Source organism: Rugamonas fusca, assembly GCF_014042365.1.
GTDB classification, from domain to species: Bacteria; Pseudomonadota; Gammaproteobacteria; order Burkholderiales; family Burkholderiaceae_D; genus Rugamonas; species Rugamonas fusca.
On record NZ_JACEZS010000001.1, the window covers coordinates 263,465 to 288,618 of the forward strand.

Annotated in this window: 27 protein-coding genes; 18 read left to right on the forward strand and 9 right to left on the reverse strand. The window is 66.7% G+C overall.

Translation table 11 applies throughout. The features are described 5' to 3' along the window. Positions 1-9 precede the first annotated feature (9 nt). Positions 10-1,284, reverse strand: a complete 1,275-nt coding sequence (locus tag H3H36_RS01060) for a putative glycoside hydrolase (RefSeq protein ID WP_182213123.1) — start codon at positions 1,282-1,284, stop codon at positions 10-12. After that, positions 1,281-3,152, reverse strand: a complete 1,872-nt coding sequence (gene ftsH / locus H3H36_RS01065; RefSeq protein ID WP_446033174.1) for an ATP-dependent zinc metalloprotease FtsH — start codon at positions 3,150-3,152, stop codon at positions 1,281-1,283. The genes H3H36_RS01060 and ftsH overlap by 4 nt, the downstream gene beginning before the upstream one ends. 339 nt (positions 3,153-3,491) lie before the next feature. On the opposite strand from ftsH, the gene H3H36_RS01070 reads away from it, so the two are divergent. From H3H36_RS01070 to H3H36_RS01095, 6 genes are read left to right on the forward strand one after another with little or no spacing between them, the layout of a single operon-like run. Further along, a complete protein-coding gene (locus H3H36_RS01070; protein ID WP_182213125.1) occupies positions 3,492-4,994 on the forward strand; it encodes a wax ester/triacylglycerol synthase family O-acyltransferase in 1,503 nt (500 codons plus the stop codon). Beyond that, positions 4,991-5,965, forward strand: coding sequence for an HlyD family secretion protein (locus H3H36_RS01075; RefSeq protein WP_182213126.1), 975 nt, complete (start codon positions 4,991-4,993; stop codon positions 5,963-5,965). Before H3H36_RS01070 ends, H3H36_RS01075 begins: the two co-directional genes overlap by 4 nt. Further along, the gene (locus H3H36_RS01080; RefSeq protein ID WP_375539559.1) at positions 5,962-6,915 is read left to right on the forward strand and encodes an ABC transporter ATP-binding protein; all 954 of its coding nucleotides are present in this window, start codon (positions 5,962-5,964) and stop codon (positions 6,913-6,915) included. The genes H3H36_RS01075 and H3H36_RS01080 overlap by 4 nt, the downstream gene beginning before the upstream one ends. Beyond that, on the forward strand, positions 6,912-7,904 hold the full coding sequence (locus H3H36_RS01085) for an ABC transporter ATP-binding protein (RefSeq protein ID WP_229219654.1): 993 nt from the start codon (positions 6,912-6,914) through the stop codon (positions 7,902-7,904). The genes H3H36_RS01080 and H3H36_RS01085 overlap by 4 nt, the downstream gene beginning before the upstream one ends. Further along, a complete protein-coding gene (locus H3H36_RS01090; protein ID WP_182213127.1) occupies positions 7,901-9,037 on the forward strand; it encodes an ABC transporter permease in 1,137 nt (378 codons plus the stop codon). The genes H3H36_RS01085 and H3H36_RS01090 overlap by 4 nt, the downstream gene beginning before the upstream one ends. Positions 9,038-9,041: 4 nt before the next feature. Next, positions 9,042-10,175: an ABC transporter permease gene (locus H3H36_RS01095; protein ID WP_182213128.1), complete on the forward strand. Its 1,134-nt coding sequence runs from the start codon at positions 9,042-9,044 to the stop codon at positions 10,173-10,175. Between the two features lie 7 nt (positions 10,176-10,182). Here the strand turns inward: H3H36_RS01095 and H3H36_RS01100 are convergent, their stop codons facing one another. Genes H3H36_RS01100 through H3H36_RS01115 form a run of 4 tightly spaced genes read right to left on the reverse strand, consistent with a single transcriptional unit; the run spans position 10,183 to position 12,640 of the window. Continuing rightward, positions 10,183-10,620, reverse strand: a complete 438-nt coding sequence (locus H3H36_RS01100; RefSeq protein WP_182213129.1) for a universal stress protein — start codon at positions 10,618-10,620, stop codon at positions 10,183-10,185. Positions 10,621-10,665: 45 nt separating this feature from the next. Continuing rightward, positions 10,666-11,166 (reverse strand): TPM domain-containing protein, encoded by a 501-nt coding sequence (locus H3H36_RS01105; protein ID WP_182213130.1) that lies wholly within the window; start codon positions 11,164-11,166, stop codon positions 10,666-10,668. Positions 11,167-11,168: 2 nt separating this feature from the next. Next, on the reverse strand, positions 11,169-12,017 hold the full coding sequence (locus H3H36_RS01110) for a TPM domain-containing protein (RefSeq protein ID WP_182213131.1): 849 nt from the start codon (positions 12,015-12,017) through the stop codon (positions 11,169-11,171). After that, the gene (locus H3H36_RS01115; RefSeq protein WP_182213132.1) at positions 12,014-12,640 is read right to left on the reverse strand and encodes a LemA family protein; all 627 of its coding nucleotides are present in this window, start codon (positions 12,638-12,640) and stop codon (positions 12,014-12,016) included. The genes H3H36_RS01110 and H3H36_RS01115 overlap by 4 nt, the downstream gene beginning before the upstream one ends. A gap of 260 nt (positions 12,641-12,900) precedes the next feature. Between H3H36_RS01115 and H3H36_RS01120 the strand changes: the two genes are divergently transcribed. The 3 genes from H3H36_RS01120 to H3H36_RS01130 are packed head-to-tail and all read left to right on the forward strand — an operon-like array spanning position 12,901 to position 15,598. Continuing rightward, positions 12,901-13,326, forward strand: coding sequence for a carboxypeptidase regulatory-like domain-containing protein (locus H3H36_RS01120; protein WP_182213133.1), 426 nt, complete (start codon positions 12,901-12,903; stop codon positions 13,324-13,326). A gap of 27 nt (positions 13,327-13,353) precedes the next feature. Then, a complete protein-coding gene (locus tag H3H36_RS01125) occupies positions 13,354-13,974 on the forward strand; it encodes a SagB/ThcOx family dehydrogenase (protein ID WP_182213134.1) in 621 nt (206 codons plus the stop codon). Positions 13,975-14,020: 46 nt separating this feature from the next. Next, on the forward strand, positions 14,021-15,598 hold the full coding sequence (locus tag H3H36_RS01130) for a bifunctional aminoglycoside phosphotransferase/ATP-binding protein (protein WP_182213135.1): 1,578 nt from the start codon (positions 14,021-14,023) through the stop codon (positions 15,596-15,598). 42 nt (positions 15,599-15,640) lie between these two features. Here H3H36_RS01130 and H3H36_RS01135 read toward each other — a convergent pair whose 3' ends face one another. Next, positions 15,641-16,441, reverse strand: a complete 801-nt coding sequence (locus tag H3H36_RS01135; protein ID WP_182213136.1) for a helix-turn-helix domain-containing protein — start codon at positions 16,439-16,441, stop codon at positions 15,641-15,643. Between the two features lie 21 nt (positions 16,442-16,462). Then, positions 16,463-17,254 (reverse strand): helix-turn-helix domain-containing protein, encoded by a 792-nt coding sequence (locus tag H3H36_RS01140; RefSeq protein ID WP_182213137.1) that lies wholly within the window; start codon positions 17,252-17,254, stop codon positions 16,463-16,465. Positions 17,255-17,634: 380 nt separating this feature from the next. Between H3H36_RS01140 and H3H36_RS01145 the strand changes: the two genes are divergently transcribed. The 5 genes from H3H36_RS01145 to H3H36_RS01165 all read left to right on the forward strand — a co-directional run bounded on the left by H3H36_RS01145 (position 17,635) and on the right by H3H36_RS01165 (position 20,253). Further along, on the forward strand, positions 17,635-18,015 hold the full coding sequence (locus tag H3H36_RS01145; RefSeq protein WP_182213138.1) for a translational machinery protein: 381 nt from the start codon (positions 17,635-17,637) through the stop codon (positions 18,013-18,015). A 63-nt stretch (positions 18,016-18,078) separates the two neighbouring features. Beyond that, positions 18,079-18,720 carry a Clp protease ClpP gene (locus H3H36_RS01150; protein WP_182213139.1) on the forward strand — a complete coding sequence of 214 codons (642 nt, stop codon included), beginning with the start codon at positions 18,079-18,081 and terminating at the stop codon, positions 18,718-18,720. 421 nt (positions 18,721-19,141) lie between these two features. Further along, entirely contained in the window at positions 19,142-19,348 is a 207-nt protein-coding gene (locus tag H3H36_RS01155; RefSeq protein ID WP_375539560.1) for a YgaP family membrane protein, read from the forward strand. 26 nt (positions 19,349-19,374) lie between these two features. Continuing rightward, the gene (locus H3H36_RS01160; protein ID WP_182213140.1) at positions 19,375-19,797 is read left to right on the forward strand and encodes a bacteriohemerythrin; all 423 of its coding nucleotides are present in this window, start codon (positions 19,375-19,377) and stop codon (positions 19,795-19,797) included. An 18-nt stretch (positions 19,798-19,815) separates the two neighbouring features. After that, positions 19,816-20,253, forward strand: a complete 438-nt coding sequence (locus H3H36_RS01165) for a universal stress protein (protein WP_182213141.1) — start codon at positions 19,816-19,818, stop codon at positions 20,251-20,253. 71 nt (positions 20,254-20,324) lie between these two features. Here the strand turns inward: H3H36_RS01165 and H3H36_RS01170 are convergent, their stop codons facing one another. Next, positions 20,325-20,717, reverse strand: coding sequence for a TraR/DksA family transcriptional regulator (locus H3H36_RS01170; RefSeq protein WP_182213142.1), 393 nt, complete (start codon positions 20,715-20,717; stop codon positions 20,325-20,327). A gap of 336 nt (positions 20,718-21,053) precedes the next feature. Between H3H36_RS01170 and H3H36_RS01175 the strand changes: the two genes are divergently transcribed. The 4 genes from H3H36_RS01175 to H3H36_RS01190 are packed head-to-tail and all read left to right on the forward strand — an operon-like array spanning position 21,054 to position 25,107. After that, positions 21,054-22,565, forward strand: a complete 1,512-nt coding sequence (locus H3H36_RS01175; RefSeq protein ID WP_182213143.1) for a sensor histidine kinase — start codon at positions 21,054-21,056, stop codon at positions 22,563-22,565. After that, complete coding sequence (locus H3H36_RS01180) at positions 22,566-22,979, forward strand: response regulator (RefSeq protein WP_182213144.1); 414 nt, start codon at positions 22,566-22,568, stop codon at positions 22,977-22,979. It begins immediately after the preceding gene. Between the two features lie 15 nt (positions 22,980-22,994). Then, the gene (locus H3H36_RS01185) at positions 22,995-24,476 is read left to right on the forward strand and encodes a hybrid sensor histidine kinase/response regulator (RefSeq protein ID WP_182213145.1); all 1,482 of its coding nucleotides are present in this window, start codon (positions 22,995-22,997) and stop codon (positions 24,474-24,476) included. Continuing rightward, entirely contained in the window at positions 24,466-25,107 is a 642-nt protein-coding gene (locus tag H3H36_RS01190; RefSeq protein WP_182213146.1) for a response regulator transcription factor, read from the forward strand. Before H3H36_RS01185 ends, H3H36_RS01190 begins: the two co-directional genes overlap by 11 nt. The last annotated feature ends 47 nt before the right edge of the window (positions 25,108-25,154 follow it).

A 25,154-nucleotide genomic window follows, 5' to 3' on the forward strand; every position in this document is an offset into this window, starting at 1 on the left:
GGCCTTGCTTCAGGGCGGACAGCCGCCGTCATCGCACGGCAGGCCGTCGCGCCCGTAGTGGTTGCGGGGATTCCACAACATCCAGCCGTTGCTGCCGGCCGCGCGTGCCGCCTCGATCTGTGCCTGCACCTCGTCGGCATCGAATTTGCGGCGGTCGAACGCGTAGTCAGTGAAGTCCTGCAGCCAGGGGCGGAAGCGCAGGCCGGGCAGGCCGGTGCGCTGTTTGGCCTTTTGTAGCGAGCGAAACACGATGTCGTAGGGATGTTCGACCGGGTTGGACGTGCCGGGCAAGCCCCACGTGAAGCCGGATGGATAGAGCATGGGGCAGACATAATCGACGGCCTGCACCAGCTGGTTGATTTCCTGGCCGATGGCCGTGTCGTCGGGGTTCCACAGCACGTAGCCGAAGATATCGGCCGCCACGAACACGTTGTACGGCGCCAGCCGCTTGCGGGCCGCGTTCAGGAAGCCCGTGATGGCCGCCACCCGGTTGGCCTGCGTGTTGGGCTGGGCAAAGCGCAGGCCGGGCGCGTCGGGGAAGCGGACGTAGTCGAACTGGATCTCGTCGAAACCGAGGCGCGCCGCTTCCTCGGCCACGTCCAGGCTGTAGCGCCAGCCTTCCTCGCGCATCGGGTCCAGCCAGGCCAGGCCTTCGCGGTCGTGCCACAGCGCGCCATCGGGGCCATGCAGCGCCAGCTCCGGATGGGCCGTGGCCAGCAGGTCGTCCTTGAACACGACGATGCGGCCGATCAGGTAGATGTTCTTCTGCCGCAGCAGCTTGATCATGGCCGGCATGTCGCTCACGGAGCGCACTTTTTGCGCGCCTATGGTGCTGGCCAGCGGCAGGGCGCTCGGGTAGGGGATCAGGCCGCGGTCGCCCTTGACGTCGATCACCAGCGCATTGAGCGCCGTCTGGTCCTCCAGCTTGAGCGCGGCGTCGCGCAGCACGCTGCTGCCGATGCCGTACACGGACAGGTACACGGCCTTGGGCTGGAATGGCGCCAGCACGATGCGCTGCGCCTGGTCCTGCCCGGCCGCCAGGACCAGCTGCCTGCGTTCGTAGCCGGCGGCCCGCACGGCCAGCGCGCCGTTCGACACGGGCAGCTGGAAGTGGCCCGCCGCGTCGGTGCGGGTGGTGAGGGCGCCCGAGGTGACAATGGCCCCGGCCAGCGGCGCCTGATCCGGCTTGCTCAGTACCGTGCCTTCAATGGCCAGCACCGGGCGGCAGATGGCGCAAACAAGCAGGGCGAAGGCAACTGGCCGGAACCGGATCCGCCGCCTCATTGCGCCACCGGGGGCTGGCTGCCCGAATCGGCGCCATTGCTGGCCAGGAGCGCCGTCAACGTCGCCCGATCGACCACTTCCTTCTCCAGCAACCGCCTGGCCAGCGCGTCGAGCACTGGGCGGTGCTGCTCCAGCGTGGCGCGCACGCGCGTGCGCGCGTCGGCCAGCAGCTGCGTCACTTCGGCGTCGATCATGCGCGCCGTGCGCTCGCTGTAGCCCTTGCGTGCGCCGGGCATGCCGCCCAGGCCGTTGTACCAGCTGTTCTGGCCCGCTTGCTCATACGTGGCCAGGCCGATGCGGCTGCTCATGCCATACTGGCTCACCATCTGCACGGCCAGCTCCGTGGCCCGCTGCAAATCGTTCTGCGCGCCGGTCGAGACGTCGCCATACACCAGTTCCTCGGCCACGCGCCCGCCCAGCAGCACGTCCAGCCGTTCCAGCAGCTCGCTGTAGCGCATCAGGTAGCGGTCCTCGGTGGGCGTTTGCTGGGTGTAGCCCAGCGCCGCCACGCCGCGCGGGATGATGGAGATCTTGGCCACCCGGTCGGCATGGGGCCGCAGTTCGGCCACCAGCGCGTGGCCCGATTCGTGGTAGGCCACGGTTTCCTTTTCCATGTGGTTCATCACCCGCGTTTTCTTTTCGATGCCGCCGACGATGCGGTCCAGGGCCTGCTCGAAGTCGTCCATGTCGATCTGGTCCTTGTCCGCGTTGGCCGCGTGCAGGGCCGCCTCGTTGACCAGGTTGGCCAGGTCGGCGCCGGCGAAACCGGCCGTGGTGGCGGCCAGCCGCTCCAGGTCCACGTCCGGCCCCAGCTTGACCTGCTTGACGTGCACGTCCAGGATCTGGCGCCGGCCTTTCAGGTCCGGCCGGTCGAGCGCGATGTGGCGGTCGAAGCGGCCGGGCCGCAGCAGGGCCGGGTCCAGCACTTCCGGGCGGTTGGTGGCGGCCATGATGATCACGCCCGTGTTGGCGTCGAAACCATCCATCTCCACCAGCAGCTGGTTGAGCGTTTGCTCGTGTTCCTGGTGGCCGCCCATGGAGGCCAGGCCGCGCGCCTTGCCCAGCGCGTCCAGTTCATCGATGAAGATGATGCACGGCGCCTGTTGCTGCGCCTGTTCGAACAGGCTGCGCACGCGGGCCGCGCCCACGCCGACGAACATTTCCACGAACTCGGAACCGCCGATGGAAAAGAACGGCACACCCGCTTCGCCGGCCACGGCCTTGGCCAGCAGGGTCTTGCCAGTGCCCGGCGCCCCGACGATCAGCACGCCCTTGGGGATGCGGCCGCCCAGGCGCCGGTAGCGTTCGGGATGCTTGAGGAATTCCACCACCAGCATCAATTCGTCGCGCGCCTCGTCGATGCCGGCGATGTCCTTGAACGTGACACCTGTGTCCTTTTGCATGTAGACGCGGGCCTTGCTCTTGCCCACCTCCATCAGCCCGCCGATCCCGCCACCGGCCGGCATGGCCAGGCGCCAGAACAGCAGCAACAGCAGGCCCGGCGCCAGCCACGACAGCAGCATCGGCAGCCGGCTTTCCTCCTCGGCCGTGTAGCTGATATGCGACGCTTCCAGTTCTTTCACGAGGTCCGGGTCGGTCACGCGCAGCGTAGTGAAGCCGCCACGGGTCTTGGCGGCCGCGCGCACGGCCTCGGCCCGCTCCTGGCTCAAGGGCGGGTTGAGCGGCCCGTCCACCAGCGCGCCGCTGACCTGCCGTTCGCTCACGAAAAGATCACGTAACTTGCCCGCATGGAGCAGTGACTTGAACTCGCTGTAGGGCAGGGGCGCGCCGGGTGGCGTGTTGCCAAACAGTAGCCACAGCGACATGGCCAGCAAGCCGACGGCCCAATACCACGACGCGCGGGGGATGCGGTTGTTTGGGCTCGGCAACGGTGGGCGGGTGGGTGGCTGGTCGGTCACATTCATTTCCAGTGCGGCAAGAGTTATGCAAAGTCGAAGTTAGTGTATCCGCAAGCGGCCCAAACTGACGCAAATCATGCGGCGCGCGATGAGAATTGTTGTGTTGGTAAGATATGCTGCTATTTGTGAATTTGATACAGGTCAATGCAATATCATTTTCATCAGTCCACCATGTGCGGATGACTTGACAAGATCGGCGGGCGAAATCAGCCCGGCCCGACACAGCCACGAGGAGAGATGCGATGACCCATCAACCCGGCAACGGCCACGCGGCCGCCCCACGACGCCATGGCCGCTGAACGCGAAGCGCTGTCGGTGGTCGATCATGCCTGGCTGCGCATGGACCGCCCGACCAACCTGATGATGATCTGCGGCCTGATGAGCTTCGCCGGCAAACTCGATCTGGCGCGGCTCAAGTCCCTGGTGCGCGAACGCATGCTGTGCTTCCACCGCTTCCGCCAGCGCGTAGGCTGGCAGGGCGGCGATGCCTACTGGGAGACCGATCCCGGCTTCGACCTGGACTGGCACGTGCGCCAGCTGGCCTTGCCGCGCGGCGCCGGCCAGCGCGGGCTCGACAAGCTGGCCGGGGAATTGGTCAGCACCGCGCTCGATCCCAGCAAGCCGATGTGGCAAATGCACATCATCGACGTGGACGCCAGCCACAGCGCGTTGATGCTGCGCATCCACCACTGCTACGGCGACGGTTTCGCGCTGTCGCACGTGATGGGCGCGTTGACCGACAATAGCGCCACCCACCACGCGCTGCCGTCGCCGGACCTGGACGGCACGCCACCGCCGCGGGCCGCATGGGAAAAGGTGCTGGGCCAGGTGACGGAACTGGCCGGCGACGGCGTGCGCCTGGCGCGCACGGCCTACGGGCTGGCGGCCGACTGGAGCGGTCACCCGGATCGCGCCTTGGCGGCGGCCCGGCGCGGCATCGACCTGGCCACGGAGCTGGGCGTGATCGCCACCATGGAGCCGGACTGTCCCACCCGGTTCAAGGGGCCGCTGGGCGTGATGAAGCGGGTCGCCAGCGCCCGCACCCTGGCCCTGGATGAAGTGAAGGCCGTGGCCAGCGCCTTGTCGTGCTCCGTCAACGACGTGCTGTTGTCGTGCGTGGCGGCCGCCCTGCGCGGCTACCTGCTGGACCAGAACGATCCCGTGGACGGCGTGGAAGTGCGGGCGCTGGTGCCCGTCAACCTGCGCCCGCCCGGTCCCGTGCAGGAGCTGGGCAACCATTTCGGCCTCGTGTTCCTGGACCTGCCGCTGGGCGAGGCCGATGCCTTGCGCCGGACCAAGGCCGTGCATAAAAGGATGGAGGCGCTCAAGCATTCGGAGCAGGCGACGGTGGCGCTGGGCATCCTGGCCTGCATGGGCGCCGCCCCCGATGGACTGCGCGAGACGCTGGTGCAGGCGCTGGCCGCCAATGCCAGCGCCGTCGTCACCAACGTGCGCGGCGCGCCCGAAGCGCGTTACATGGCGGGCCAGCGTATCGAGCGGCAGGTGTTCTGGGTGCCCCAGTCGGGCGGCATCGGCCTCGGTATCAGCATTCTCAGCTACGCGGGGCAGGTCAACCTGGGCGTGGTGTCGGATGTGCAGCGTGTGCCCGATCCCGAAGTGCTGGCCAGCCACATGGTGACGGAATTCGAAGCGCTGCTGCTGCGCTGCCTGACCATGCCGTGGCCGGCCCGTTTCGCCGCCGACGTGGGCAAGGCATCGGTCACCGCGCCGCCACGGCGCAAGCGCAGCACCGCCAAAACACCACGGCCCGGAACAGAACCTATTTCATGAACAAGAAAAAACTGACGATCGCCAGCGGCGTCATACTGGCCGTATCGGCCCTGTATTTCAGCGGCGTGCTGCCGCAGTGGCACCGCGCACAGCCGGCGCAAACCATCCACCTGTCGGGCAATATCGAAGCCCACGAGAGTGTGCTCAGTTTTAACGGCTTGCAGGCGCGCGTGGTGCAATTGCCGTTCAACGAAGGCCAGTGGGTGAGCAAGGGCACGGTGCTGGCCGTGGTCGACCAGCAGGAGTTGATCCAGCAGGTGGCGGTGGCGGCGGCTGGCGTGGCCGTCCAGCGCAGCCAGCTCGACATGGCGCGGGAGAACGTGGCCGCCAGCCGCAAGACGGTGGAGGCAGACCTGGCCACCGTGGCCCAGCGCAAGCTGGACCTGGAACGCAGCCAGGCCTTGCAGCACCAGGGTTTCCTGGCCACGGCCGCGCTGGACAACGCGGCCACGGCGCTCAAGCAGGCGCGCGCGCAACTGGACCGCGACCGCGCCCTGGCGCTGGTGGCGCAGCGCAGCGTCAAGGTGGCGCAGGCCGGCGTCCACAGTGGCGAACAGACGGAGCAACTGAGCCGCATCATGGCCAGCTATGCCACGCTGGCCGCGCCGTTCGACGGCGTGGTGCTGACCCGCCAGGCGGAACTGGGCGAGGTGGTGGCGCCCGGCACGCCCGTCATTACGCTGGCTGACCTCGACCATGTGTGGCTGCGGGCCTACCTGAACGAGACGGACCTGGGGCGCGTGCGGCTGGGGCAGGAAGTGGCCATCACCAGCGACAGCTTCCCCGGCCAGCGCTTCAGCGGCAAGCTGTCGTTCATCGCAGCCAAGGCGGAATTTACGCCGCGCAGTGTGGAAACGCATGCCGAGCGGGTCACGCTGGTGTACCGCGTGAAGATCGACATCGACAACCGCGACCGCAAATTCGTGCCCGGCATGCCGGCCGATGCGGTGTTGGCGGTGGCCCGTCCATGATGGAGCCGACCGGGGAGCAGCCGCTGGCGCTCGACGTGCGCGGCGTGAGCAAGCGCTTCGGCGCGCTGATGGCCGTGGACAACGTGAGCTTTTCCGTGCGCCGGGGCGAGATCTTTGGCCTCGTGGGGCCGGACGGCGCCGGCAAGACCACCACCATGCGCATGCTGGCCAGCGTGATGCGGGCCGACGCGGGCGCCATCCGCATCGACGAGGTGGACGTGGTGGCCGATCCCGAACGCACCAAGCGCCACGTGAGCTACATGCCGCAGCGCTTCGGCCTGTACGATGATTTGACGGTGGACGAGAACATCCGCTTCTTCGCCGACCTGTTCGACGTGCCGCGCAAGGTGTGGGAGGAGCGCGCCGTGCAGTTGCTCACGGCCTCGCGCATGATGCCGTTCCGCCAGCGGCTGGCCGGCCAGCTGTCGGGCGGCATGAAGCAGAAGCTGGGACTCACGTGCGCGCTGGTCCACGCGCCGCGCGTGCTGCTGCTGGACGAACCGACCACCGGCGTCGACCCCGTGTCGCGGCGCGAGTTCTGGCAGATCCTGTATTCCTTGCGTGCCACCGGCGTGGCGATGGTGATCTCCACGGCTTACCTGGACGAAGCCGAGCGTTGCGATCGGCTGGCCCTGTTCGACGAGGGCAGCATGATGTACTGCGACACGCCCCGGCAGCTCAAGCGCGAGCTGCCCGGCGCCATCGTGCGCGTGGCGAGCGCGCGCCCGCGCGAGGCGGCGGCCGCCATCGAGCCGGTGGCCGGCGTGCGCGGCGTGCTGCTGGTGGGCGACGGCGTGCACGTGCACGTGGACGACGCCGAGGCCAGCCGCGCGCCGCTGGCCCAGGCCCTGCAGGCGGCCGGTGTACCAGCCGGTCCGGTGGAGACCATCGAACCGACCATCGAAGACCTGTTCGTGGCCCTGCTCGAACGCAAGCACAAGGGGGCATGATGGACAGCGCGATGGACCAGCAGCCAGCCATCCGGGTGGACCGCCTGAGCAAGCATTTCGGCGCCTTCCGCGCGCTTGACGAGGTGAGCTTCGACGTGGGCCGGGGCGAGATCATGGGCTTCCTCGGCCCCAATGGCGCCGGAAAATCGACGCTGATCCGGGTGCTGTGCGGCCTGCTGCGCCCCAGTGGCGGACGCGCCGTGGTCGAAGGCATCGACATCGCCAAGGACCCGGAGGCCGTGCGCCAGCGTATCGGCTACATGTCGCAAAAGTTCTCGCTGTACGGCGACTTGAGCGTGGCGGAGAACCTGCGCTTCTTTGGCGGCATTTACGGCGTGGCGCGCGAGGCCATCGACGAGCGGGTGGCATACGCGGTGCGCATGGCGGGCCTGGAGGGCAGGGAGGATGCGTTGGTGAGCACGCTGGCCGGCGGCTGGAAGCAGCGGCTGGCGCTAGGTTGCGCCATCCTGCACCGGCCCGGCGTGCTGTTTCTCGATGAGCCCACCTCCGGCGTCGACCCCGGCTCGCGGCGCCGCTTCTGGAACCTGATCCACGACCTGAGCGCGGACGGCGTGAGCGTGCTGGTCTCCACCCACTACATGGACGAGGCGGAATACTGCATGCGCATCGCCATGATCGAATCGGGCAAGCTGGTGGCGCTGGGCACGCCCCACGAATTGAAGCACCAGTCGGTCGGCGGTGCGCTGGTCGAACTGGAATGCCCCAATCCCGGCGCGGCGCTGGAACTGCTGTCCGGCGCACCCGGCGTCCATGACGCGGCCGTGTTTGGCAACGCCCTGCACCTGCTGGTGGACGACGCGGCCCGCGATGGCGCGGCCATTGTCGCCTTGCTGGAGCAGCGCGGCCTGCCCGGCGCACGCTGGCGCGCCATTGAACCGGGCATGGAGGATATGTTCGTGCACCTGGTGCGCCAGTCGCGGGAACATAACGGCAAAGCGGGCAAAGCGCCGGCGGGAGCGGCGCCATGAAGCTGCGCCGCATCGCCGCCATCGCCCGCAAGGAGACCTTGCAGGTGCTGCGCGACCCGCGCAGCCTGATGATCGCCTTGCTGCTGCCGCTGATGCAGATGTTCATGCTCGGTTACGGCGTGAGCCTGGACGTCGATTCGATTCCCATTTGCGCGTTCGACCAGGAGGGCAGCCAGCAAAGCAAGGACTTGCTGGCGCGCTTCGCCAGTTCGCGCTATTTCCAGCCGCCCGTCACCGCCACCAGCCATGCCGACGTAATTCGCGGCCTGGACGCGCGCGCCTGCACGGTGGCGCTGGTGATTCCATCGAACTTCACGCGCAGCCTGGCCGACCAGGGCGCGGCCACGGTGCAGTTGCTGGTCGATGGCACGGATTCCAACACGGCCAACATCGCCGCCAACTACGCGCGCCTGGTGGTGGGCGGCTACGCCAGCGAAGTGCAGTTGAAGGCCATCCAGCGCCAGGGAGGGCGCATCCAGACCCAGACCCCGGTGCTGGTGCAACCGCGCGTGTGGTTCAACGAGGAGCTGGAAAGCCGCAACTTCATCATTCCCGGCGTGGTGGCGCTGGTGATGGCGGTGGTTGGCGCACAACTGACCTCACTGACCATCGCCCGCGAATGGGAACGGGGCACCATGGAGCTGCTGGTTTCCACCCCGGTCAAGCCGATGGAACTCATGATCGGCAAGCTGGCGCCGTACTTCGTGCTTGGCATGCTGGACGCGGTCATCTGCCTGACGTTGGCCGTGGGCTGGTTCGCGGTGCCGTTCCGGGGCACCGTCGTCACGCTGATGCTGACCACGGCGCTGTTCCTGACGGTGGTGCTGTGCATCGGCTATTACGTGTCCGTGGCCTTGCGCAGCCAGGTGGGGGCCAGCCAGGTGGCGCTGGTGCTGACCATGCTGCCCACCACGCTGCTGTCGGGCTTTTCCTTCCCGATCGACCAGATGCCGGCCGTGGTGCGGGCCGTGACTTACCTGGTCAGCGCGCGCTACTACGTGACCATCCTCAAGGCCGTGTTCCTCAAGGGCTCCACGCTGGCCGAACTGGCCGTGCCGGTGGCCTGCCTGGCCGTGTATGCCGTGGCGCTGGTGGTGCTGGCCGCGCGCGTGTTCCGCAAGACGTTGGACTGAAGCCATGTTGCGACGCATCGCCCAACTGCTGATCAAGGAATTCCTGCAACTGAAGCGGGACAAGTCGGCCCGCTTCCGCTTGCTGGTGCCGCCCATGATACAGATGCTGCTGTTCGGCTATGCGGCCACGTTCGAAGTGTTCAACGTCTCGACGGCGATGCTGGACCAGGATCACACGCCCGAAAGCCGTGCGCTGGTGGCCGCCTTCGCCCACAGCAGCCGCTTCGAACTGACCACCACGGCCAGCAACCGGGCGCAGGCCGAGCAGGCCGTGGCCAGCAGTTCGGCGCAAGTGGGCATCGTGGTGCCGCCCGGTTTCGCGGCGCTGCTGCGCAAGGGGCAAAGCGCGCCGCTGCAGGTGCTGCTGGACGGGACCAACTCGAACACGGCGCTCATCGCGCTCGGCTATGTGAACGATATCGCGAACACCTTTGGCCAGAGCATGGCGCTGGAACTGGCCCAGCGCACCGGCCATGCGCTGGCGCGGCCGCTGGTGCACGTGGACGTGGCCCAGCGCTACTGGTACAACCCCAACCTGAACAGCCGCTGGTTCTTCGTGCCGGGGGTGATCGGGACGCTGACGCTGGTCACCATCGTCAATCTGACGGCGTTCGCGATCGTGCGTGAACGCGAGGTGGGCACACTGGAGCAGTTGCTGGTCACGCCGATCCGGCCGGCCGAATTCATCCTGGGCAAGACGCTGCCGTTCTTCCTGATCGGCCTGGTCGAAGTGGGGCTGGTGACCGGCCTGGGCATGTACTGGTTCCACATCCCGTTTGTCGGCAACCCCTTGCTGCTGTTCGGCGCCACTTGCCTGTACCTGATCAGCATCTTGTCGATCGGGTTGTTCATCTCCACCATCTGCACCACGCAGCAGCAGGCGTTCGCGGCCAACTTCTTCGTGCTCAATCCGATGTTCATCCTGTCGGGCTTCAGCTTCCCCATCAGCAGCATGCCGCATTTCCTGCAGTGGCTGACGCTGCTCGACCCGCTGCGCTATTACCTGGTCATCATCCGCGGCACCTTCCTCAAGGGCGTGGGGCTGGACGTGCTGTGGCCGCAGCTGGCGGCGCTGGCCGCCATCGGCGTGGTGCTGCTGACCGTGTCCGTGCTGCGCTTCCGCAAGGCGCTGGACTGACGCCCCACTAGCGGTAGACCAGCACCGGCACCGGGCTGTGGGTGGTGACGAGGCGGGTCTGGCTGCCCAGCAGCAGCTGGCCCACGCCGCGCCGGCCGTGCGTGGCCATGCAGATCAGGTCGCAGTGATATTGTTCGGCGGCCTTGAGGATTTCCTCATACGGGCTGTACGAATCGACCACGTGGACGGTGCAGGGCACGCCCGTTTCGGCCGCGTCGTCGGCCACGCGCTGGGCCGCCTGTTCCGCTTCGGCCTGCATCTGCTTGCCGTAAGCTTCCACGTCCAGCACCGCGCCAAACTCCGCGTACGGCGAATAGGGATAGGACTGCCATACGGCCAGCACTTCCACTTTGGCGCCGCAGTCGCGGGCGAACTGGATGGCGGCGTGGGCGGCGCGCTCCGACAATTCGGAGCCGTCGGTGGGAACGAGGATGGTGGTGAACATGATGGCCTTCGCTTGGTGAGTGGTTGAAAAATGCGGTGGACGCCGCTACAGCACGACCACCTTGTCGGGTAATTCGTTGGGCCGCCCAGGCACGGGCGGGTAATGGCGGGCGAGCATGCGGGTCACCATGCGCACCGCGCTGGCCGTGCCGCGCTCGTAGCTGCCGTGGCGGAAAGCGCGCTCCATGCGGTGGCACACGCGGCCCCAGTGCGGCGCGCCGGCCAGCGCATGCACGCCGCGGTCGGCCACGATCTCCACGGCGTGATCGGCCAGCAGCAGGTAAATCAGCACGCCATTGCGCTCGCTGGTGTCCCACATGCGCAGGGTCGAGAACAGGTCGATGGCGCGTTCGCGCGCGGTCGCGCCACGCCACAGGGCCGGCAGGGGCAGGGCCGCTTCCACGGCGAAGCGCACTTCACCGCCATGCAGCCGTTCGCTGGCGCGGATTTCCCGTTCGATGGCGTGCAGGGTGGACGGTGGAAAGGCGCGGCGCAGGGTCCAGTGGGGCGTGCACAGGTGGCGCAGCATGCGCTTCAATGTGGCCATCGCTACCACCTGCCGGAAGCGCCGCCGCCGCCGAAGCCGCCGCCGCCTCCCCCAAAGCCGCCACCGCCGCCACCGCCGAAACCACCACCGCCGCCAAATGGGCCGCCGTAGTGCCGCCCCGGCAGGCCGCGCATGCCGCCCAGCAGCGTGGACATCAAGGCCGCCAGTGCGACCAGCAATGCCGCCGGGATGGTGGCCAGCACGGCCCAGGCCAGCCAGCCGCTGACGCCGGCCGCCACCAGCGCGCCGGGAAAGCGCCCCAGCAGCGCACGCAGCACGCCGCCGATGGCCAGCGCCGCCAGCAGCAGGGCCGGCAGGTAAAGCGAGGCGTCGGCCAGGTTGTCTTCGCGTGCGCGCGGTGGCGCCGGCAGCGGCTCGCCTTCCACCACCGCCATCATGGCGTTGGTGCCGGCCACCAGCCCGCCGTAGAAGTCGCCCTGGCGGAAGTAGGGCGTGATGATCTCGCTGATGATGCGCTTGCAGACGGCATCGTTGAGCGCGCCCTCCAGGCCGTAGCCCACTTCGATGCGCAGCGCGCGGTCGTCCTTGGCCACCAGCAGCAGGGCGCCGTCATCGACTTTCTTGCGTCCCAGCTTGGTCTGCTCGGCGGCCTTGAGCGCGTATTGTTCGATGCTGTCGGGCGCCGTGCTGGCGACCAGCAGGACGGCGATCTGGCTGCCCTTGCGCGCTTCGAAGTCGCGCAGCGTCGTTTCCAGCGCGGCCGTCTGCTGCGCGCTGAGCGCGCCGGTCTGGTCGGTCACGCGGGCCGCCAAGGTGGGCGCGGCCACCGCAATGGCCGGACCCTGGGCCAGCACGGCCAGCCAGAGCAGCAGGCGCGCCAGCCATTTCATTTGGGTGCCTCGGGCGTGGCGGGCGCAGCGGGCGCCGGGGCAAACTGGACCCGCGGCGGCGTGGCGATGGCGTTCGCGTTGTCCACCGTGAAGTTGGGCTTGACGTCGAACGAGAACATCTTCGCCGTGAGATTGGATGGGAAGGTGCGCACCGTTGTGTTGTAGGCCTGGACTGCCGCGATGTAGCGGTTGCGGGCCACGGTGATGCGGTTCTCCGTCCCTTCAAGCTGCGCTTGCAGGTCGCGGAAATTGGCGTCCGCCTTCAGCTGCGGATAGTTCTCCGAGACGGCCAGCAACCGCGTCAAGGCGCCCTGCAATTGGTTCTGGGCGCGCTGGAAGTTGGCCAGCGCGGCCGGGTCATTGAGCGTGGCGGGGCTGGCCTGCAGCGCGCCAACCTGGGCGCGCGCCTGGGTGACGGCCGTCAGCACCTCCTTCTCGTGGCTGGCGTAGCCCTGCACCGTGCTGACCAGGTTGGGGATCAGGTCGGCCCGGCGCTGGTATTGGTTCAGCACTTCGGACCACGATGCCTTGATCTGCTCATCTTCCGACTGCAGCGTGTTGTAGCCGCAGCCGCCCAGCATGGCCAGCAGCGACACCATTCCCAGCAATTTCAACAGCTTCATATCCGGCCTCCCGTGGATGGATGGGCTGGCGCCCCTATGTCGCACTATGGTCGTTCGGGCAAGCAAAATCTTTGATTTGTATCAAAACGCTCGCACAAGCTTGTACTGAAGGATAGTCCCTGGCGGGCTGCCGGCCCCGGTCGCTATTTGATCGGGTCTATTGACTTGGATCAAACAACAGACGTGATAAAAAACAACTTGCGCGCTACTGTGAACGGGTTGGCGCGACCGCGCGCGGATTCATCGTGAAGGAGCGTATCATGCGAGTCAAATTTCGCACCTTGATGCTGTCGTTGCTGGTGGCGCTGCCGGCCACCGTGGGCGTCGCGCCGGCCATGGCGGCGGACGCGCAGCAAGTGCCGTTCTTGAACGGCGGTGTGGGCGAGGACCAGCAGCAGGAGATGTTGGCCGCCCGCAAGGATTACAACCTGTTGTTGACGTTCGCCACGCGCGGCAGCGGCGAATATGTGTCCGATGTGCATCTGACCGTCACCGACCATGAGGGCAAGGCCGTGCTGCAACTGAATGGCGCCGGCCCGCTCGTCTACGCACGCGTGGCGCCTGGCAACTACAAGGTGGAAGCGGTGGCACGCGGCGTCACGCAGACCCAGGCCGCCACTGTCGCTAAGCAGGGCGCGCGCGACCTGTATTTCTACTGGGCGCCCGATGCGCCAGCCGGGCAGTGAACCGCGCGTCACACCACGGAGGATGCCATGAACAAACCACATGAAACCCAGCCCGCGCTGCAACTGATCGCGCCGTCATCGCTGGAACTGGATGCCGACATCACGCCGCTGAGCATGTCGCTGATGGAGGTGCTGCGCCAGCGCAAATCGAGCCGCGAATTCAGCACCCGCCAGCTGTCGATCTATAAGCTGTCGCGGCTGCTCTGGTGCGCGTTCGGCATCAACCGCGAGGAAGGCAGTCTCCGCACGGCGCCGTCGGCCAAGGACGCGCAGGAAATCGACATCTACGTGGCGCTGGCGAGCGGCCTGTACCGATTCGATCCGCTGCAGTTGCTGTTGCAGCCCGTGCTGGCCGACGACATCCGCGCCGACACCGGCAGCCAGGACTTCGTGGGCGTGGCGCCCGTCAACCTGATCTACGTGGCCAACCTGGACCGCATGAGCGCCGCCTCGCGGGTGGAACAGAAGTTCTATGCCGCGCTCGACACGGGCTTCATCAGCCAGAACGTCTACCTGTTCTGCGCGGCCGAAGGACTGGCCACCGTGACGCGGGGCTGGGTGGACCGGCCCGCCCTGGCCAAGCGCATGGGGCTGGGCCCCGCGCAGCGTATCGTGCTGGCCCAGACGGTCGGCTACCCGCGCGAATGAGGCTGGTCACGTGACCAGCCGCCGTCGGACAACTTAAGGAAGTGCAATGAATGACCGTTCCGACCTGGCTCAGCAGGCCTCACTGGTGCAGCGACTGGCCAGCGCCCTGACGGCGCAGGACCAGCCGTGCCAACTGTTCGAGACCCATATCTCGTGGGTGCTCGTCACGCCCACGTATGCCTACAAGATCAAGAAGGCCGTCAAATTCGACGTGCTCGATTACAGCACCTTGTATGCGCGCCACCGCCTGTGCGAGGAGGAGCTGCGCCTGAACCGGCGGCTGGCGCCCGGCATCTACCTGGACGTGGTGCCGATCACGGGCAGCTTCGCCCAGCCCCTGCTGGGCGGCGACGGCGGGCGCATCGAGTATGCCGTGCGCATGCATGCCTTTCCCCAGCAGGCGCTGTGGTCGGCGCGGCTGGAGCAGGGCCAGCTGGATGCCGCCGAGGTGGAAGCGTTGGCCGACAAGCTGGCCGCTTTCCACGCCAGCGCTGCCGTGGCGCCGGCCGGCACGCCCTGGGGCAGCGGCCGCTTTGTCGACAAGGCTGCGCGCCAGGACCTGGCCACGGTGGAATCGCTGGCCGAGTCGGGCGAGCTGCGCGCCCAGGCCCATTTGCTGACGGTGTGGCAATCAACCCAGGAGCGGGTGCTGGACTTGATCGCGCAGCGCAAGGCCCAGGGTTTTGTGCGCGAATGCCACGGCGACCTCCATTGCGGCAACATCCTTACGCTGGACGGCAAGGTCGAGGTGTACGACTGCATTGAATTTAACGACGACCTGCGCTGGATCGACGTGATCGACGACCTGGCCTTCGTGGTCATGGACTTGCGCTTCCACGGCCAGCCTGGCCTGGCGGCCATGCTGCTGGAGCGCTACCTGGAAGCGAGTGGCGATTACTCCGGCCTGGCCGTGCTGGGCTACTACCTGACCATGCGGGCCGTGGTGCGGGCCAAGGTGTGCCTGCTGCGCGCGCGCGCGCTCGATGGCGCGGCGGCGGCCGGGCATGCGGCGCTGGCACGCCGCTACCTCGACTTCGCGGCCGCCTCCGTCCAGCCGGGCAAGCCGCCGCTCGTGATCGCCCATGGCTATTCCGGCAGCGGCAAGACGTATTATTCGGGCCGGCTGGCGCGCGCGCTGGAGGGCATCCGTATCCGCTCCGACGTCGAGCGCAAGCGGTTGCACGGGCTGGCGCCCAGCACCCGCATGGCCGCGCCGGCCGGGGCCGGCATCTACTCGGACGACAGCACCCGCGCCACCTACGCGCGCCTGCTGGAACTGGCGCGCTATGGGCTGCGGGCCGGCCTGCCGGTGGTAGTCGATGCGTCCTTCCTGCAGCGCTGGCAACGCGAGCCGTTCGAGCGCATCGCCCGCGAGCGTGGCGCCGAGTTCCGGATCATGCACCTGCGGGCCGCCGCGCGCACCTTGCGGGCACGCCTGGCGCAGCGCGTGCGCGACGGGCGCGACGCATCCGACGCCGGCCCCGAGTTGCTGGCGCGGCAGGTGGCCATCAGTGAAAGGCTGGGCGCGCGGGAACGGCCCCAGGTTTGCCTGATCAACACCGAGTCGGGCGACGCCGACCGGGTGCTGGCGGCACTGGCCGCTTCCTTGCGGACGGATCGTTGAGGGCCGCCGCGCCGCTGTGAGCAATGGCGGCGCGGCCGCCGTTCAGGCCAGTTGCAACGCCGGGCTGGCCGCGCGCGCGGGGACGGCCGGCGCCGGATGGGGCGTGCCGGTGGCGATGCGCGTCAGCATGGCCTGGTCGAGGATGATGATGTTGCGGCGCACCGCCTTGATGCAGCCCTGGCCCTTGAAGTTGCAGATCAGGCGGCTGATGGTGGCCGCCGTCAGGCCCAGGAAATCGCCGATCTCCTGGCGCGACATGGGCAGCTGGAACAGGTTGGGCGCGCTGCCGCGGGCCGCGTAGCAGCGCGACATGCGCAGCAGGAAGTTGGCGAACTTCTGGTCGGCGTGGCCATTGCGCAAGAGCAGCGTCGTATCCTGCTGGCGCGCCAGTTCCTTGCTCAGCAGGTTATGGAACAACTGCGACAGCGGTTCCATGCGCTGGGCCGCGTCGGCCAGGCGGTGGTAGGAGAATTCACACACTTCGGCGTTGGTCAGGGCCACGGCGCTGCCGCGGTGCACGTGCAGGCCGATGGCGTCCAGGCCGAGGAATTCGCCGCTCATGTGGAAGCCCGTCACGCGCTGTTCGCCTTCCGGGGTCAGGTGGTAGGTCTTGAACTGGCCGCTGCGGATGGCGTACAGGTGATCGCTCAGCGGCTCGTTCATCTGGTACAGGTGTTCCCCGCGTACCAGTTGCACGCGGCGCTCGACCAGCTGGTCGATGGCGGCGCAATAGGTGTCGTTCATGCCGGTGGGCAGGCAATGGGCGCGCGCGGGGCAGGTGCCGCAACTGGCCGCCTGGGCGGCGTGGCGCGACAGGGAGGAGCTGGACGTGAGGCGGTTCATGATGGCATGCCTTTCCATGATTTAAAGCTCCCCTCTGGGCAGGGGCAGGGTCTGCGGCGTAGCGTCGAGCGCGGCGCCGGGCGCGCCGCCGGCGTTGGCGGCCAGCTGCTTGAGGCCGATTGCGTCGACCAGCGTGACATCGCGTCCCGTGACGTTGATCAGGTTCTGGTCCTTGAACTGGAACATTAGCCGGCTCACGCTCTCGGGCGTCAGTCCCAGGAAGTCGGCGATGTCGCGGCGCGACATGGCGAGCCGGAAGCGGGCCGGCGAGAAGCCGCGCACGCCATAGCGCCACGACAGGTTCAGCAGGAAGGCGGCCAGGCGCTGTTCGGCGCGCGTATTGCGCAGCAGCAGGGCCACGTTTTGCTCGTCCGTGATTTCCTTGCTCAGGATGCTGTGGAAGAAGGGCAGCAGCGGCTTCATGCTGCCGCACGAGATTTCGCACACTTCGCTGTCTTCCAGCGCCACGGCGGTGCAGTTATGCTGCTGCAGGCCGATGGCGTCCAGCGCCAGGAATTCGGCGCTCATCTGGAAGCCGGTGATGCGGGGCTGGCCGGCCGCGTCGGCCCGGTAGTTCTTGAAGCTGCCGTAGCGGATGGCGTAGAAGCGGTTGCCCACCAGGTCGCCCGCCTTGTACAGGTTGCTGTCGCGGGACACCTTGATACGGCGGCCCACCAGTTTGTCGACGTTGCGGTGATCGGTGGCACCGGCCGGCAGGCACAGTTGGCGGGCACGGCAGGACGAGCATTCAACGGGAGCGGAGAAGCGGGCGGCATCACGGGTGCCATGGCCAGCGGAGAGATAGTTTAACAAGTTCGCCTCGCGTCAAAAGTGGCTGGGCCGGGGGCGGCGCACAGCGGGGTTATTCAGGGCGCCGCGGGGAAGGGCGGCGGGATGCGGCAAATCTGCCAGCTGATTCCGGCCACGGGGCCGGGCAAATTTGCGCTGTCGACAGGTTCATGGTCGGAGCGGAGCGCTGCATCATGCTTGGTTTGCAGCATCCATATCAATATACGCGAAGCAATACGCAAATTTGCTTGATCTGGATCAAAGAACCTGAACTTAGTCGTGCTAGACGACATGTGGTTGCTTCCATCTTTGTCGTCAGGGAAAGATTTGATCTAGGTCAATGATTTTTGTCTTGGTGGCGCTCATAGTGGTTCGCATCAATGTCGCCAACCAGGAGAAACCGCATGACGTTCCAACACGCAGTAGCATGGATAGACCACGCCGAAGCCCACGTGATCCACTTCAATCCCGAAACCTCGACCACGGCCGTGATCCGCTCGCACGCCGGCAACCCGCACCTGCACACCAAGTCCGCCGGCGGCAGCGGCCGCGCGGCCGAGAACGCCCAGTATTTTGAGGCCGTGGCCGAGGACTTGCGGCAGGTGGCCGAAATCCTGCTGGTCGGGCCCGGCACGGAAAAGCTGGAGCTGATGAAATACCTGCTCAAGCACCAGCCCGCCGTTGCCGAGCGCGTGATGAGCGTGGAGACGGTGGACCACCCGACGGACCGCCAGCTGCTCAAGCATGCGCGCAAGTATTTCCTGCGTGCCGACAAGATGCTGTGAACCCCGCCGCGCGGCCTAGGCAGTTGGCCGCGCCACCCCACCCATGCTCACCGGGAGTGCCACATGCGCAGCCAGTCACCGAGCGCCCAGGACCCGGAACAGGATGACCTGGAGCCATTCGTGTTCCAGGGCCTGAGCCGGTTCGAGCGCCAGACCCAGATCCGGCAGATTTCGTATTACCTGTCGGGCGCGATCCAGCAATCGTGCTATTACACCGAGCTGTTCCACACGCTGCGCACGGCCAGCGAAGTGGACCTGATCTACCTGCACCTGAACACCTCGGGCGGGGATTTCGACACGGGCTTGCAGATCATTAACAACATGCAAGCGTCGGACGCCCACGTGATCACCGTGCTGGAGGCGCGCGCCTATTCGATGGGCGCCTTCATCTTCCTGGCCGGCGACGAATTGCTGGTGCACGACAATTGCCAGTTGCTGTTTCACATCTATTCGGGCGTGTTTACGGGCAAGGGCAATGAGCAACAGGCCGAATCGCTGGCCCTGAGCAACTGGTTCGAGAAGTTCATGACGCGTACCTGCCAGCCCTTCCTGTCGGCCACGGAGATCAAGAATATCCTCAAGGGTTCCGACCTGTGGATGGACTCGGACGAGATCCAGCGCCGGCTGGCCCGGCTGCAGCGCGAGCGGGCCAAGCTGAGCCAGCCGCGCAAGCTCAAGGCGGCCGCCGATGCGCCCAAAGGCTGAGCCCATGACCTGTGTCAGATCAATCGGGCGCGCAAAATTGGCCGGCATGGGGGGCGGCATCCATTAAGCTGCAAGGCATGTAGGGGAAGCACGACAGGAATTGGTCGGCATATCCACGACAGGAAGCGGCGGGAAAGACCGATAACGATGACAGGCGCTGGCGCCAATACTGAATCACGGGAGCGCGATTCGCGCCATTCAGTCAGCGAGGTCATCATGGAAACGCAACAACAGACGTCCCCGGCGCACGTTGCGCCGGCACCGCGGCCAGGCGCCGCACCGTGGCCACAACTGGCCGTGCCAAGCGCCGAGCGCGTGCGGGAAATGCTGGGCTGGCGGCTGATTCCTGCCAACGCCGGGAGCAGGCCGTGGGACTAGCGGCACGCGCGTCCGGGCGTCTTGCGGCGCAAGAGTTTTTGTCATGTTACTGGAGGTTATGATGCAAGCGAACGTAGGAAATATCGACCGTGTGATCCGCATCCTGGCGGGCTTGTTGTTGATCGGCGGCGCACTGACGGGCGCCATCGGCGCCTGGGGCTGGATCGGCGTGGTGCCCCTGCTGACGGGTATCTTCCGCTTCTGCCCGGCTTACCTGCCGTTCCACTGGAACACTTGCGAGAAGAAATGAGCGGGGCCGCCATGACAGGAGTGAGCGTGGAAGAACCGATCTGGACGCCGGACATGGCGTTGGGCGTGCCGTTGATGGACGATGCGCACCAGGCGCTGGCGCAGCAAATCAGCGCCTTGCAGCACATGCCCGAGGCGGGCGATTTCGACGCCGGCCTGGCGCGCCTGACCGAGGCGCTGGAAGCCGACTTCCGTGCTGAAGAAGAGCTCATGGAGGCGATCAACTACCCGGCCATCCGCAGCCACCGTGAGCAGCACGCCCGGGTACTGGGCACGTTGCACAGCCTGGAGGGCGGCGACCATGCCTCGCGGCGCCGGGCCGTCGAGTTGTTGTTGCCTTGGTTCCATGTCCACCTGGAAACGGCCGACACGGCGCTGGCGGCGGCCCTGCAAGTGGCCGGCGTGCGCTTCGACACCGGCCCGGAGCCGACCTCCGGCAGGCCGGCCTGAGCCAGGCGGGGGGGCGCGATGTTCAAGCACATCCTGCTGGCGACGGACGGCTCGCCCGCCTCGCGCGCGATGGTGGGCAAATGCATGCGGCTGGCGTCGGAGACGGGCGCCTGCGTCACGGGCATCCACGTGTTGCCGCCAATACACAACATCGGCATGCAGGCGGCCATGCTGCGCGACAACCGCGCCGAGGAGCAGGAGCACAACGTCGAGCTGGCGCGGCGCTACCTGCACGAGGTGCTGGAGGCGGCCAGGGGCTACGGCGTCACGTGCGACACGCTGTATGTGGTCCATGAACAGCCCTACGAAGCCATCATCCAGCACGCCAAGCTCTTTGGATGCGACCTGATCTGCGTCGCCTCGCATGGCCGCAAGGGGGCGCGCAGCTTCCTGCTGGGCGGCGAAACCCAGAAAATCCTCACGTTCAGTCCGGTGCCGGTACTGGTCTACCGCTAGTGCCCAAACAATTCGGGACGTAACACGATGTGGCACATCGTGTTACGTCCCGAATTGTTTTTGGGTACTGCTCAGCCCAGCTTGCGCATGCGGTGCGGCTGGCGTTCCAGTTCTTCCTGGCAGGCAAGACACATCTGGGCCCCTGGCTGGGCCCGCAGGCGGTCGAGCGCGATCGGCACGCCGCAGGCGGCGCAGTGGCCGTAGGTGTCGGCGGCGATGCGGCCGATGGCCAGGTCGATGGTGCGCAGTTCGGCCAGCTCATGGCTTAGCTGGGCCACGTCGTAGTCGGCCATCTGGCTGGACGTGGCGGCGTCGTCGAGCGAGGCGAAATAATTGAACAGGGCCATCTCCACCTGGTCGTCGGCCTGGTGCAAGCGCTGGCGCAAGGCCGCGATCAGCTCCTGGCGGCGCTGGCGCAGTCGTTCGCCCAAGTCCGCCAGGTCGGCGGCCGACAGCTGGCTCATGGCGCGCTCCCGCAGTGGGTGAGGGCGATTGTGGGTGGCATGGTGCTTCCTTCGTGGTGAGTGCGGCCTTACAATGACGCTATGGCAGACCGGCGGCCCAAGGGGCGCCTGATCCTACGGCCTCAATTTAACTGTGAACTTTCAGCACGTCACTGATCGGAGTTGATCTAGGTCAAAATTGCATGGAATCGAGCGCTGCGCACAAGTGGCTGGCAGGGTTTAACTTCTGGTGGCAGAGAAGGCGGCGCTCATGGTATTGTTGCAAGTTGTTATAGTTTGCGCGTGGGCGGGTTCACAGTTGGCCGGCCGGCGCCGGCATCCACCAGGAACAAGTCGTTGAAAAACCTCGTCATAGAAGGACAGAGTCTGGAATGGCTGCTCGTGGCGGCCACCGACCCCATGTTGATCGTGGACCGTGAGGGCCGCATCGTGCTGGCCAATCCGGCGCTCGAACGCCTGTTCGGGCATACCCAGGACAGCTTGCTGGGGCAGTCGCTGGAAATGCTGGTGCCCCAGCGTTATCGGGCCCACCACGGCGCCTTGCGGGCCGATTTTTTCAGCGCGCCGCGCCCGCGCGCGATGGGCGCCGGCTCGGAATTGCTGGGCCTGCATGCCGATGGCCAGGAGTTTCCCGTCGAAGTGAGCCTGTCGCCGCTGCGCACGGCCCAGGACTTGCCGTTGGTGCTGGCCACCATCCACGACATCAGCAGCCGCCGCGCGGCCGAGATGGCCTTGCAGGAAAGCGAGGCGCGCATGCGCGCCATCTTCGAGACGGCCGTGGACGCCATCATCACCATCGACGAGCGCGGCCGCCTCGAGCGCCTGAATCCGGCCGCCGAGCGCCTGTTCGGCTACACGGAGGCGGAGGTGGCGGGCCAGAACGTGTCCATCCTGATGCCCGAGCCGCACCGCAGCCAGCACGACCATTACCTGGCCAACTACCTGGGCACGGGCGAGAAGAAAATCATCGGCAAGGGCCGCGAGGTGGAGGGCATGCGCAAGGATGGCTCGCTGTTCCCCATGGACCTGGCCGTGGCCGAGATGCGCCTGGGCGAGCGCCGCATGTTCACCGGCATGGTGCGCGACATCAGCGATCGCAAGCTCAACGAGGAAAAGAACCGCCTGCTGCTGCAGGAACTGAGCAGCGCCAACGAGGAGCTGACCAACTTCGCCTACGTCGTGTCGCACGATTTGAAGGCGCCGCTGCGCGGCATCGGCTCGCTGGCCGACTGGCTGGCCACGGATTACGCCGAGCAGTTCAACGACGAGGGCCGCGAGCACATGCGCCTGCTGATCAACCGCGTGCATCGCATGAGCAGCCTGATCGACGGCATCTTGCAGTATTCGCGCGTGGGCCGGGTCAAGGAAGCGCTGCTGCCGGTCGATTTGAACCGCTTGCTGGCCGACGTGGTGGACTTGCTGGCGCCGCCGCCCCACATCCGGGTCACGGTCGCGCCGGACCTGCCCACCATCGTGACGGAGCCGACCCGTATCCAGCAGGTGTTCCACAACCTGATCTCGAACGCCATCAATTACATGAACAAGGAGCAGGGCGAGGTGGAGGTTGGCGTGAGCGACGCCGGGCGCTACTGGCGCTTCCACGTGCGCGACAACGGTCCTGGCATCGAGGAACGCCATTTCGAACGCATCTTCCAGCTGTTCCAGACGCTGGCCTCGCGCGACCGCGTCGAGAGCACGGGCGTGGGCCTGGCGCTGGTCAAGAAGATCGTCGAGATGTACCACGGCCAGGTCGGCCTGGAATCGACCGTGGGCGCCGGCACGACATTCTGGTTCACGCTGCCCAAGACGGGCCAGCGCAACGCATTTGACAACAGGAGCCGTACCTAAATGAAAATTAACAACAAGCCGATCTTGCTGGTGGAAGACGACCACGTGGACGTGATGACGATCCTGCGTGCCCTCAAGGAAATTCATGTCGTCAACCCCGTCGTCAGCATGGAAAACGGCGAGGCGGCGCTCGACTACCTGCGCGATCCAGGCAAGGAGCGGCCCTGCATCATCCTGCTGGACTTGAACATGCCCATCATGAACGGCATCGAGTTCCTGCAGATGATCAAGCACGACGCCGACCTCAAGCGTATTCCCGTGATCGTGCTGACCACCTCCGAGGAACAGCAGGACAAGGTGCACAGCTTCGACCTGGGCGTGGCCGGCTACATGGCCAAGCCCGTCGATTACCGGCGCTTCGTGGAAATGATGCGCTCGATCGACCTGTACTGGACCATCAGTGAAATGCCTTGACGGCGCGGGGCAGCCATGAACCGACCACGGGTAAAGGTGTTGATCGTCGAGGATGACTTGGTCGACCGCATGGCATGCCGGCGTGCGTTCGCGGCCGACCCCGACAGCAATTTCGAGCTGATCGAGGCCGACAGTGGCCAGCAAGGCTTGCTGCAGGCGCGCAGCGCGGCGCCCGACTGCATCCTGCTCGATTACCACCTGCCCGACGTGACGGGCCTGGAATTCCTGGCCCGCCTGAGCGTGGACGGGGGCGGCGCCGCCATCCCCGTCATGATGCTGACCGGCGCCGACAGCGCCACCGTGGCGGCCGAAGCGATGCGCCGCGGGGCGCGCGACTACCTGGTCAAGGACGTGGACGGGCGCTACCTGGACATGCTGCCCACGGCCATCCACCGCATGCTGCGCGAGCAGCGCCTGCTGGTGGACAAGCGCCAGGTCGAAGCCAAGTTCCGCACCCTGGTCGAGCAGATCCAGGCCATCACCTACATCGCGGCGCTGGACGCACCCCAGACGCTGCTCTACATCAGCCCCCAGATCCAGACGCTGGGCTTCACCCCGGCCGAGTGGCTGTCCGATCCCAAGCTGCATGCGTCGCGCATGCATCCGGCCGAGCGCGGCTGGGTGCAGGCGGCCATCGAGGAAAGCCGCATGGCCGGCGCCGCCATGCGGCTCGAATACCGGCTCATGGCCCGCAATGGCGACGCATTGTGGTTCCGCGACCAGGCCGAAGTGGTGCGCGACGAGGCCGGCGAACCCCTGTTCATGCAGGGCATCCTGGTCGACATCACCCAGAACAAGCTGGCCGAGCAAGCCTTGCAGCAGTCGCAGGACGAACTGCGCCGGCTGGCCGCGCACCAGGAAAACATCAAGGAACACGAGCGCAAGCGCATCGCCCAGGAAATCCACGACGAGCTCGGTGGCTTGCTGACGGGCATCAAGGCCTATATTTCCGTCGCCATGGAGCGCGCGGCGGCGGCCGGCAGCCCGGCCGAACCGCTGCTGGCCGACGCGTCCGCGCTGGCCCAGGACGCGATCCAGACCGTGCGCCGCGTGATCACGGACTTGCGCCCCAGCGTGCTGGACCAGCTGGGCGTGTGGGCCGCGCTCGAATGGTACGCGGGCCAGATCGAACAGCGCTCCGGCCTGCACTGCATCAGCCACGTGACGCCGGCCGCCGCCGCGCTGGAGCTGGGTCCGGAACGCAGCACCATGCTGTTTCGCATCGTGCAGGAAGCGTTGACCAACGTGGTGCGCCACGCCGAAGCGAGCACGGTGCAACTGGACGTCGACTTGCAGGATGATATCCTTCAGCTCAGCATCATCGACGACGGCAAGGGCATCGACACGGAGCGCCTGCTCAACCGCGAGTCCTGGGGCATCCTGGGCATGCATGAGCGCAGCCGGCATTTTGCCGGAGAATTGAAAATTACCGGCAAGCCGGGGCAGGGCACCACGCTGCTGCTGCGCTTGCCGTTGGAGGGCAGCAATGAGCAGTAAGCAAATCCGGGTGTTGCTGGTGGACGATCACGCGATCGCCCGCAACGGCGTACGCCTGATGCTGGGCACGGCCGACGACATCGAAGTCACGGGCGAGGCCAGCAACGCGCAGGAAGCGCTGCAACTGGTGCAGCAGCAGGAATTCGACGTGGCCTTGTGCGACATCACGATGCCCGGCAAGAACGGACTGGACTTGCTCAAGCAGTTGCGGGCCGACCGGCCCCGGCTGGCGGTATTGATGCTGAGCACGTATTCGGAGGAGATCTACGCCGTGCGCGCCCTGAAGCTGGGCGCCTCGGGCTACCTGACCAAGGACGCGCCCACCACGGTGCTGGTGACGGCCGTGCGCAAGGCGGCCGCCGGCGGCAAGCACGTCAGCCCGGCCCTGCTGGAAAAGCTGGCGACATTGATCGGCGGCGGGGGCGGTATGGCCAACCACGAAGCGCTGTCGAACCGCGAACTGGAAGTGTTCAAGCTGATCGCGGCCGGCGAATCGCTGGTGCGCATCGGTGAAATACTGCACCTGAGCCCCAACACGGTCACCACCTACCGCACCCGCATCCTCGACAAGATGGGCTGCGCCAGCAACGCCGAGCTGACCCGCTACGCACTGGAAAACGGCATCATTTGAGGCCCAGTGCCGCTTGCGGCCTCTTGTCACGGATCCCCTACACGATT